This window comes from Neobacillus sp. C211 (assembly GCF_051842875.1).
Classification (GTDB): domain Bacteria; phylum Bacillota; class Bacilli; order Bacillales; family Cytobacillaceae; genus Neobacillus.
The window spans coordinates 178,515-188,541 of sequence record NZ_JBPXRO010000008.1 but is presented as its reverse complement, the minus strand read 5'-3'; the positions used below and the strand labels follow the sequence as shown (position 1 = coordinate 188,541).

General features: G+C 42.2%; 10 protein-coding genes and 1 riboswitch. All 10 genes read left to right on the top strand.

Annotated features, from left to right (window positions below; all coding sequences use genetic code 11):
- The first annotated feature begins 350 nt into the window (after positions 1 to 350).
- The 10 genes from ACSU6B_RS10250 to purF all read left to right on the top strand — a co-directional run bounded on the left by ACSU6B_RS10250 (position 351) and on the right by purF (position 10,012).
- On the top strand, positions 351 to 1,211 hold the full coding sequence (locus tag ACSU6B_RS10250; RefSeq protein WP_410884897.1) for a mechanosensitive ion channel family protein: 861 nt from the start codon (positions 351 to 353) through the stop codon (positions 1,209 to 1,211).
- 21 nt (positions 1,212 to 1,232) lie between these two features.
- Positions 1,233 to 1,436: an NETI motif-containing protein gene (locus ACSU6B_RS10245; RefSeq protein ID WP_410884895.1), complete on the top strand. Its 204-nt coding sequence runs from the start codon at positions 1,233 to 1,235 to the stop codon at positions 1,434 to 1,436.
- A gap of 88 nt (positions 1,437 to 1,524) precedes the next feature.
- A riboswitch (purine riboswitch) is annotated at positions 1,525 to 1,626 on the top strand.
- Between the two features lie 113 nt (positions 1,627 to 1,739).
- The gene (purE, locus tag ACSU6B_RS10240) at positions 1,740 to 2,228 is read left to right on the top strand and encodes a 5-(carboxyamino)imidazole ribonucleotide mutase (protein ID WP_088085138.1); all 489 of its coding nucleotides are present in this window, start codon (positions 1,740 to 1,742) and stop codon (positions 2,226 to 2,228) included.
- A complete protein-coding gene (gene purK, locus ACSU6B_RS10235; RefSeq protein WP_410884893.1) occupies positions 2,221 to 3,369 on the top strand; it encodes a 5-(carboxyamino)imidazole ribonucleotide synthase in 1,149 nt (382 codons plus the stop codon). The genes purE and purK overlap by 8 nt, the downstream gene beginning before the upstream one ends.
- A 3-nt stretch (positions 3,370 to 3,372) precedes the next feature.
- Positions 3,373 to 4,671 carry an adenylosuccinate lyase gene (gene purB, locus ACSU6B_RS10230; protein ID WP_088085139.1) on the top strand — a complete coding sequence of 433 codons (1,299 nt, stop codon included), beginning with the start codon at positions 3,373 to 3,375 and terminating at the stop codon, positions 4,669 to 4,671.
- A gap of 103 nt (positions 4,672 to 4,774) precedes the next feature.
- The gene (gene purC, locus ACSU6B_RS10225; protein WP_410884891.1) at positions 4,775 to 5,488 is read left to right on the top strand and encodes a phosphoribosylaminoimidazolesuccinocarboxamide synthase; all 714 of its coding nucleotides are present in this window, start codon (positions 4,775 to 4,777) and stop codon (positions 5,486 to 5,488) included.
- Positions 5,481 to 5,735, top strand: coding sequence for a phosphoribosylformylglycinamidine synthase subunit PurS (gene purS, locus ACSU6B_RS10220; protein ID WP_410884890.1), 255 nt, complete (start codon positions 5,481 to 5,483; stop codon positions 5,733 to 5,735). The genes purC and purS overlap by 8 nt, the downstream gene beginning before the upstream one ends.
- Positions 5,732 to 6,415 (top strand): phosphoribosylformylglycinamidine synthase subunit PurQ, encoded by a 684-nt coding sequence (purQ, locus tag ACSU6B_RS10215; RefSeq protein WP_214998035.1) that lies wholly within the window; start codon positions 5,732 to 5,734, stop codon positions 6,413 to 6,415. Before purS ends, purQ begins: the two co-directional genes overlap by 4 nt.
- The gene (gene purL, locus ACSU6B_RS10210) at positions 6,399 to 8,624 is read left to right on the top strand and encodes a phosphoribosylformylglycinamidine synthase subunit PurL (RefSeq protein ID WP_088085143.1); all 2,226 of its coding nucleotides are present in this window, start codon (positions 6,399 to 6,401) and stop codon (positions 8,622 to 8,624) included. Before purQ ends, purL begins: the two co-directional genes overlap by 17 nt.
- The gene (gene purF, locus ACSU6B_RS10205) at positions 8,600 to 10,012 is read left to right on the top strand and encodes an amidophosphoribosyltransferase (protein ID WP_168241646.1); all 1,413 of its coding nucleotides are present in this window, start codon (positions 8,600 to 8,602) and stop codon (positions 10,010 to 10,012) included. Before purL ends, purF begins: the two co-directional genes overlap by 25 nt.
- The last annotated feature ends 15 nt before the right edge of the window (positions 10,013 to 10,027 follow it).

The following is a 10,027-nucleotide window of genomic DNA, read 5'->3' as shown; positions in this document are numbered from 1 at the left end:
GCTTCTCAGCGCCGATGGTAGTTGGGACACGCGTCCCTGTGAGAGTAGGACGTTGCCAGGCACTATTTAAAGGACAACCTGAAAAGGTTGTCTTTTTGTTATGGAGAGAAACTTGTTTGGTGTTAGATGTTTATTTTACCATGCAGGTTAACGTGTAAAATGCCTATTGTTAAGGATCCGAAGGACAAATCCCACAAGTAAACAAGAGAAATGTCTATCGGAAAGGCTCCTAAAGACAAAACTCCACAAGTGAGCAGGAAAAAAGTCTATCGGAAAATTATTTTTCCATCAATTGTTATTATCATCAAACATTGCGAACACTAAGTATGATTGGAAGACAAGTGGGTGATATGATGGATTGGATGGAATTCCTGCATCACAATAAACTGATAAGTATTCTAATAGCTGCTGTTATTGCAAGGGTCATTGTTTTTATCATAAATAAAACAGTTCATAATTTCTTTCTAAAAACCCATTTCATTGAGGAACGAAAAGAGCAAACGATTGAAAGCATGATCCGCTCTTTAACAAAATACACAGTTACGATTAGTTTCATCTTTTTTGCGATATCCCAATATGTAAGTAATTTTGGAAGAATTCTTGCTGGAGCAGGGGTTGTCGGGGTAATCGTTGGGTTTGGGGCGCAAAGCTTAATCAAAGATATTCTCTCAGGTATTTTCTTAATTTATGAAAAGCAGCTGCATAAAGGTGATTTTATCACAATCAATAATACCTTTAATGGGACGGTTGTGGATATAGGATTAAGGTTCTTAAAGATTAGAGAATGGAGTGGAAAGGTTTTAACGATAAGCAATGGAGAAGTAAAACAGATTCACAACTTTAATATCGATCAAATGAGGGTGATTGAAAGAGTAGTGGTAAGCTATCGGGAAAATCCTGAAAGGGTGTTTGAAATTCTTGAGATTGCGTGTGAAAAAATAAATGAAGTACACAAACCATGTTTAAAGTTAGACCATTCCAATTGTGCGATAGAGCCGTTCAAAGTATATGGAATGACTACGATAAATTCGGGTTATCGAGGGATAGAATACACAGTAACGGGTCTTGTGGATGATGCCTATTACTGGGATGCGGCAAAAGGAGCAAGAAGGATTATTGCTCAAACCCTGTTTGATTACGAAATAAAGTTAGCAGAAGACACTATGTTATTAAGAGAGGTAGAAAATGCCTTACTTAGAGAGAGACATTAAAGGTGGAAAGAGAGGTAATTAGTGTCAATGGGTAAAAAGAAAATGCAATTTGAGGTACATGAAAACGAAAGTATTGAGGAATGCTTGAATAGAATGAAAAAGTTGGGATATACGCCTGTACGCCGAACGGAGAAGCCAATTTTTCATGAAATAAAAAAAGGCAGCGAAACTATTTATGAACCAGTAGCACGCCAAATCATCTTTGAAGGCATATTAACAGAGTAAAACACGAACATTATAGTTCGATTTGAAAATAACGTTCGATTTATGTGTTGACACCTTCCTGAGTTGATTGTACTATATAGGAGTGAATTAAACAATTTATCTTTACCCTCGTATATCCATGGGGATATGGCCCATAAGTTTCTACCCAATAACCGTAAATTATTGGACTATGAGGGAAAGTCAATATGTTCGGTAGATTAAGGGCTGGCCCCTTTCTATTGTTATGCCCGAACAAATGGCTTTCTCTTTCTTGAGAAGCTATTTGTTCGGGCTTTTTATTTAGGTAAAAAAGGAGGATTAGCGATGTCCATTCTTGTTGGAGTTATCATGGGGAGTAAATCGGATTGGGAATCAATGAAATATACTTGTGAGGTTCTCGACCAGTTAGAAATTGCTTATGAAAAAAAAGTGGTATCAGCCCATCGGACACCTGATTTGATGTTTACATATGCAAAGGAAGCCAGAGATAGAGGTTTAAAGGTGATTATTGCCGGAGCCGGAGGTGCGGCCCACCTTCCCGGAATGGTAGCTTCACAAACCATCTTGCCGGTCATCGGTGTTCCAGTACAAACACAGGCATTAAAGGGATTGGATTCTTTGCTGTCTATCGTCCAAATGCCGGGTGGTGTACCTGTAGCAACAGTAGCGATTGGCAAAGCGGGTGCAGTGAATGCCGGTTTACTAGCTGCACAAATTTTAGCAACGGGAGACGCTGAATTAGCTGGAAAATTAGAAGCAAGAAGAGAAGCAACTAAACAAGAGGTACTGGAAAGTAGTGATCAACTTGTCTAACAAAACGATTTTACCAGGAGCAACGATAGGAATTATCGGCGGCGGCCAACTTGGTCGTATGATGGCTCTAGCGGCAAAGGCTCAAGGCTTTCGAATTGCGGTATTAGAACCGACGGCAGATTCTCCGTGCGGACAAGTCGCAGATATTGAAGTCATTGGGGCTTATGATGATCGAAAAGCCATCGGTAAATTAGCAGAAGTTAGTGATGTCATCACATATGAATTTGAAAACATTGATGCAGATACATTAGACTGGTTATGTGATCAAGCTTATGTGCCGCAAGGGCCGCGGCTGTTAACGGTCACGCAGGACAGGATTAAGGAGAAAGCAGCCATCCAACAAGCTTGGGTGGATGTTGCACCATATGAAGTAGTTAACAGCATAGAGGATTTACTTTTAAAAATAAACACCATCGGTTACCCGGCTGTCCTGAAAACGGCAAGAGGCGGTTATGACGGAAAAGGCCAGCTGGTGATTAGGGAACCTCAGGATTTATCGAAAGGGGAACCCCTTCTAAAACATGGTGCCTGTGTAGTAGAAAAATGGATTCCCTTTGAAAAAGAGATATCTGTGATTGTGACACGAAAGCTTGATGGTGAAACGACATTTTTTCCAGTCGCTGAAAACATTCATGAAGAAAATATTTTAGATACAACGATTGTTCCTGCACGAATTTCACAAGTTTTACAAAGAGAAGCTATTCAACTGGCAAAGAAGCTGGCCGATTCGTTACAATTAGTCGGGACGCTTGCTGTCGAAATGTTTTTGACTAGTGATGGAACCATTTATATTAATGAATTGGCGCCGCGCCCGCATAATTCTGGCCATTTCACAATTGAAGCTTGTGAAACGTCACAGTTCGAGCAGCATATCCGTGCGATCTGTAATTGGCCGCTAGGGAGAACGGGGCTATTAAAACCGGCTGTTATGGTTAACCTATTAGGAGAGCATCTTGAAAACCTATATGAGGAAATTCCGACTTTGAATGACTGGAAGATTCATTTATATGGAAAAAAAGAACCAAAAATCAAACGGAAAATGGGCCATGTGACGATTTTGCGAGAGAGTGTCGAAGCGGCTCTTGCGGAAATTAATGAAAGCAGCATCTGGAAAAAAACAAAAGAAAAGATCGGGGGATAAAACATGATTGATCGTTATACTAGACCGGAAATGGGAGCTATTTGGACAGAGGAAAACCGCTTTAATGCTTGGCTTGAGGTGGAAATCCTTGCATGTGAAGCATGGGCAGAACTTGGGGATATTCCAAAGGAAGATGTTAAGAAACTTCGTGAAAATGCCTCTTTTAATATTGACCGCATTAAGGAGATCGAAGAGGAAACACGGCACGATGTGGTTGCCTTTACCCGAGCTGTCTCTGAAACATTAGGGGAAGAGCGGAAATGGGTCCATTACGGCCTAACTTCAACAGATGTGGTTGATACGGCCCTTTCTTATTTATTAAAGCAGGCCAATGCGATTTTACAAAAAGACTTAGAAAACTTTGTTGAGATATTAAAAAATAAAGCCAAGGAACATAAATTAACGGTAATGATGGGACGGACGCACGGAGTTCATGCGGAGCCGACCACATTTGGTTTAAAGCTTGCCCTTTGGTATGAAGAAATGAAACGGAACTTGGAGCGCTTTAGACAAGCGGCCGAGGGTATCGAGTTCGGAAAGATTTCGGGTGCGGTGGGGACATACGCGAATATTAATCCGTTTGTAGAACAGTATGTATGTGAAAAATTAGGGTTGCAACGGGCGCCGATTTCGACGCAAACCTTGCAGCGCGACCGCCATGCCCACTACATGTCGACGCTTGCTTTGATTGCAACTTCTATTGAGAAATTCGCTGTTGAGGTTCGCGGACTGCAAAAGAGTGAAACTCGTGAGGTAGAAGAGTTTTTTGCAAAGGGACAAAAGGGATCTTCAGCAATGCCACATAAACGAAATCCAATAGGTTCGGAAAATATGACCGGTTTGGCCCGCGTGATTCGTGGCTATATGATGACGGCTTACGAAAATGTACCGCTTTGGCATGAACGTGATATCTCTCACTCATCTGCGGAACGGATCATTTTGCCAGATGCCACTATTGCTTTGAATTATATGTTGAACCGCTTTGGAAACATTGTGAAGAACCTAACCGTTTATCCGGAGAATATGAAGCGCAACATGGATCGTACCCTCGGGTTGATTTATTCCCAACGTGTGTTGCTTGCGCTGATTGATAAGGGGTTATCTCGCGAAGAAGCCTATGACACAGTACAGCCAAAGGCGATGGAAGCATGGGAGAAACAAGTTCCTTTCCGCAGCTTAATTGAAGCAGAGGATAAAATTACTTCGCTGCTATCCAGTGCTGAAATTGCCGATTGTTTTGATTATAGCTATCATCTGCAACATGTAGATACAATTTTTGACCGCTTAGGGTTGAATGAGTAAAAGGACATGTAACTAAAACATAAAAAAGGCGAGAGCTGGGGCACCCATGCCTCTCGCCTAGTATGAAGATTCCCAATATTGCAATATAGGAGGCGTTTCTACAATGAAAAAACCTTTATACGAAGGAAAAGCGAAACGAATTTATGCAACAGACGACGAACAGATTGTTTTGGTTGAGTATAAGGATTCAGCAACTGCTTATAACGGACAAAAGAAGGCTGACATCACAGGAAAAGGCCGTTTAAATAACGAGATTACTAGTTTGTTATTTTTAAAACTTAAAGAACAGGGAATTGAATCCCACTTTATCGAGCGTATATCTGAAATAGAACAATTGGTGAAAAAAGTAACCATCATTCCGCTTGAAGTAGTTGTCCGAAATATTGCGGCAGGAAGCCTTGCCAATAGATTGGGAATCGAAGAGGGCCGCGAGTTATCGACGCCGATTGTTGAGTTTTACCTGAAAAACGATGAACTTGGAGATCCGCTTGTAACATTAGATCACATCCTTGAACTGCAAGTTGCAACTGAAGTGGATGCAGCAATTTTACGAGAAAAAGCACTCCAAATTAATACAGTTTTATCAAGCTTCTTCAATGAACTTGGCATACGTCTCATCGATTTTAAACTAGAGTTTGGAAAAGACAAGGACGGTCAAATATTACTTGCCGATGAAATTTCCCCCGACACCTGCAGGCTATGGGATAAAGAAACCAATGAAAAGCTCGATAAGGATGTATTCCGCCGTGATTTAGGAAGTTTAACAGATGCTTACGAAAATATTTTAGCGAGATTGGGAGGACGTCAGCATGTATAAAGTAAAGGTATTTGTCACGTTAAGAGAAAGTGTATTAGACCCACAGGGGAAAGCAGTAACCAACTCTTTACATTCTCTAAACTATAAGGAAGTAGCCGATGTCCGAATCGGTAAATTTATGGAGTTAACGATTGAAAAATCAGAGCGGGATATTAATGAAGTGATCAATGAAATCTGTACCAATCTTTTAGCAAATCCGGTCATTGAAGATTACCGTTACGAAGTAGAGGAGTGTGTTACTCTGTGAAATTTGCAGTCATCGTCTTCCCAGGATCAAATTGTGACGTTGATATGTTCCATGCCATTCAAGATGAACTTGGAGAGCAAGTTGAATATGTTTGGCATGATTCTGAAAGCTTAGAAGAATTTGATGGAATTTTGCTTCCAGGCGGCTTTTCTTATGGTGACTATTTGCGCACTGGAGCTATTGCTAGATTTAGTAATGTTATGAAAGAAGTCATCAAAGCGGCAGAAGCAGGAAAGCCGGTTCTTGGAGTATGTAATGGATTTCAAATTCTGCTCGAAGCAGGGTTACTTCCAGGCGCTATGAGACGAAACGAAAGCCTCTCATTTATTTGTAAGCCTGTTGAGTTAAAAGTAGAAAACAATCAGACGATGTTTACGTCTGAATACAGCAAAGGGGAATCAATTGTTGTCCCTGTTGCGCACGGTGAAGGAAATTACTATTGTGACGAGGAAACACTTGCGAAGCTGAAAGAAAATAATCAAATTGTTTTTACCTATAATCAGAATCCGAACGGTAGTCTTGCTGATATCGCTGGAATTACCAATGAAAAAGGAAACGTTCTTGGGATGATGCCACACCCGGAAAGAGCAGTAGATGAACTATTAGGCGGCGCCGATGGACTGAAAATGTTCCAATCGATTGTAAAAGCTTGGAGGGAAGCACATGTTGTCAACGCTTGAACCAAATCCTAACCAGATCAAAGCAGAAAAAATATATCAGCAAATGGGTTTGTCCGACGAAGAATTTGCAATGGTTGAAAACATTCTTGGACGTACACCGAATTATACCGAAACAGGTTTATTTTCCGTCATGTGGTCGGAACATTGCAGCTACAAAAATTCGAAGCCGATTCTTAGAAAGTTCCCGATTACAGGGGAACGAGTTTTACAAGGACCTGGTGAAGGTGCGGGTATCGTCGATATCGGCGATGAACAAGCTGTTGTTTTTAAAATAGAAAGTCATAATCACCCATCAGCTATTGAACCATATCAAGGAGCAGCAACCGGCGTAGGCGGTATTATCCGTGATGTTTTCTCGATGGGAGCAAGACCAATCGCTATGTTAAACTCGCTTCGCTTTGGTGAACTGGACTCCGCCCGGGTACGCTATTTATTTAAAGAGGTCGTTGCAGGGATTGCCGGCTATGGCAACTGTATTGGAATTCCAACAGTTGGCGGCGAAATCCAATTCGACCCTTGCTATGAAGGAAATCCGTTAGTCAATGCCATGTGTGTTGGACTAATTGACCATAAGGACATTAAAAAAGGGCAAGCACATGGTGAAGGCAATACTGTTATGTATGTTGGGGCTAAAACTGGCCGAGACGGAATTCATGGTGCAACCTTTGCTTCCGAGGAATTAACGGAACAATCCAATGAGGATCGTCCTGCAGTTCAAGTAGGCGACCCATTTATGGAAAAATTACTGCTTGAAGCTTGCTTAGAATTAATTCATTTTGATGCACTTGTTGGCATTCAGGACATGGGTGCAGCGGGACTTGTCAGCTCATCTGCGGAAATGGCCAGTAAAGCAGGCATGGGAATCGAAATGAATTTAGACTTGGTTCCACAGCGGGAAACAGGGATGTCTGCTTACGAAATGATGTTATCTGAATCCCAAGAACGGATGCTCATCGTTGTGAAAAAAGGTAGAGAACAAGAAATCGTCGAGCTTTTTGAAAAATACGGACTTGAGGCAGTTGGTATCGGGACAGTAACTAGCGATAAACAGCTTCGTCTCATTCATAACGGGGAAATCGTTGCGGACGTTCCGGCTGATGCGTTAGCGGAAGATGCACCGGTTTACCAAAAACCGTCAAAAGAACCAAGCTATTTTAAAGAGTTCCAAGCGATGGAGAACGAAATTCCACAGGTAGATGATGTGAAAGAAACGCTTTTACAAATTTTACGTCAGCCAACTGTTGCAAGTAAGGAATGGGTGTATGAGCAGTACGATTACATGGTGCGTACCAATACAGTCGTTTCCCCAGGATCAGATGCTGCCGTTGTTAGAATTCGTGGAACAAGGAAAGCATTAGCGATGACAACGGATTGTAATTCCCGCTATGTCTATTTAGATCCAGAAATGGGTGGGAAGATCGCCGTGGCAGAAGCAGCCCGCAATATTGTTTGTTCTGGTGCGGAACCATTAGCGATTACAGACAACCTAAATTTCGGAAACCCGGAAAAACCAGAAGTGTTCTGGCAGATTGAAAAAGCTGCTGATGGCATGAGCGAAGCCTGCCGTGTTCTTGAGACACCGGTAATTGGTGGAAACGTCTCTTTATATAACGAAACAAGTGGAACAGCGATCTATCCAACACCAGTCGTCGGGATGGTTGGTTTAGTAACCGATATTGATCATATTACGACACAGCACTTTAAAAATAGCGGCAACCTTATTTATTTAGTCGGGGAGACAAAGGATGAATTCGGCGGCAGTGAACTGCAAAAGCTTCTGAACGGAAAGGTGTTCGGTAAAGCCCCTGAATTAAATATAACGATTGAAAAAGAAAGACAGAATCAGGTCCTAGCTGCGATTCGTGCAGGTTTGGTTCAATCAGCTCATGACCTATCAGAAGGCGGTTTAGCCGTTGGGTTAGCTGAATGTCTTTTTGCGAATGAAAAGCTTGGAGCGGAAGTAGAAATAGCGGGGAACCTAGTTTCTGCCTTATTCAGTGAAACACAATCTCGTTTCCTTTTGTCGGTAAAAGAAGAAGATAAGCTTGAATTTGAAAGCTTAGTAGACGCAGTACAAATCGGTTTAGTGAACGATACAGCTAAATTGCAAATCTCAATGGGTGAGTCAACTGTACTTGAAGCTTCAATTGAAGAATTAAAAGATGCCTGGAAAGGGGCGATCCCATGTTACCTGAAATCAAGGGATTAAATGAAGAGTGTGGAATTTTTGGGGTTTGGGGACATGTAGACGCAGCACAACTTACCTATTACGGACTTCACAGCCTGCAGCATCGCGGCCAGGAAGGAACAGGCATTGTTGTATCTGATGGAAGTAAGTTAAAAGGCGTAAAGGGTGAAGGGCTCGTGTCCGAAATCTTTACGGCTAGTGCCATGAAGGAACTAACAGGTACTGCAGCGATTGGACACGTTCGGTATGCAACAGCAGGCGGCGGAGGGTACGAAAATGTTCAGCCGCTCTTGTTTCATTCACAAATGGGAAGTCTTGCCCTTGCACATAATGGCAACCTAGTTAATGTGAACTCATTAAAACATCAGCTTGAGGCTCAAGGGAGCATTTTTCAAACAAGCTCTGATACCGAGGTATTAGCTCACTTAATGAAGAGAAGCGGCTATACTGATTCAAGGGACCGTGCCAAAAACGCACTCTCGATGTTAAAAGGGGCGTATGCCTACCTTATCATGACAGAAAACGAATTAATGGTGGCTCTTGATCCGCACGGCTTAAGACCTCTTTCGCTTGGATGCCTTGGAGATGCCTATATTGTTGCATCAGAAACCTGTGCTTTTGATGTAGTAGGTGCGGAATATATTCGCGATATTCGCCCCGGGGAACTATTAATTATCAATGATGAGGGGATAACTTCTGAACAATTCGCTGTAAGTACAACGAAAGCTATTTGTACGATGGAATATATTTATTTTTCAAGACCGGACAGTAACATTCAAGGAATCAACGTTCATACTGCCCGTAAAAACCTCGGGAAAAGAATGGCAGTAGAAGCCCCGTTTGAGGCGGATGTCGTCACAGGTGTACCGGATTCTAGTATTTCAGCTGCGATTGGGTATGCGGAAGCAACGGGAATTCCCTATGAAATGGGATTAGTCAAAAACCGCTATGTCGGAAGGACGTTCATCCAGCCTTCTCAATCGTTACGAGAGCAAGGGGTAAAAATGAAGCTTTCCCCTGTACGTGGCGTAGTAGAAGGAAAGAGAGTCGTGATGGTGGACGATTCGATTGTTCGAGGAACAACAAGCAGGCGGATTGTCACGATGCTAAAAGACGCAGGAGCAACAGAGGTTCACGTGGTCATTACCTCTCCTCCGATTAAAAATCCGTGCTTCTATGGAATTGATACCTCGACAAAAGAAGAATTGATTGCCTCTGATAAATCGATCGAAGAAATGAGAGAACTGATTGGTGCGGACACGCTAACGTTTATTAGCGTGGAGGGAATGATCGAAGCGATTGGTAGAAAAGATGGGGACGGCACAAGCGGTTATTGCCTTGGCTGTTTTACCGGAAATTACCCAACCGAAATTTACCCTGACACACTCCAATATTATTACCAAAAGTAGAATGGGGCGAGCAGC

What these genes read in the sequence shown, in the direction of transcription:
- ACSU6B_RS10250 (WP_410884897.1), top strand. Translation starts at nt 351, where the DNA reads ATGATGGATTGGATGGAATTCCTGCATCACAATAAACTGATAAGTATT.
- purE (WP_088085138.1), top strand. Translation starts at nt 1,740, where the DNA reads ATGTCCATTCTTGTTGGAGTTATCATGGGGAGTAAATCGGATTGGGAA.
- purB (WP_088085139.1), top strand. Translation starts at nt 3,373, where the DNA reads ATGATTGATCGTTATACTAGACCGGAAATGGGAGCTATTTGGACAGAG.
- purC (WP_410884891.1), top strand. Translation starts at nt 4,775, where the DNA reads ATGAAAAAACCTTTATACGAAGGAAAAGCGAAACGAATTTATGCAACA.
- purS (WP_410884890.1), top strand. Translation starts at nt 5,481, where the DNA reads ATGTATAAAGTAAAGGTATTTGTCACGTTAAGAGAAAGTGTATTAGAC.
- purL (WP_088085143.1), top strand. Translation starts at nt 6,399, where the DNA reads ATGTTGTCAACGCTTGAACCAAATCCTAACCAGATCAAAGCAGAAAAA.
- purF (WP_168241646.1), top strand. Translation starts at nt 8,600, where the DNA reads ATGTTACCTGAAATCAAGGGATTAAATGAAGAGTGTGGAATTTTTGGG.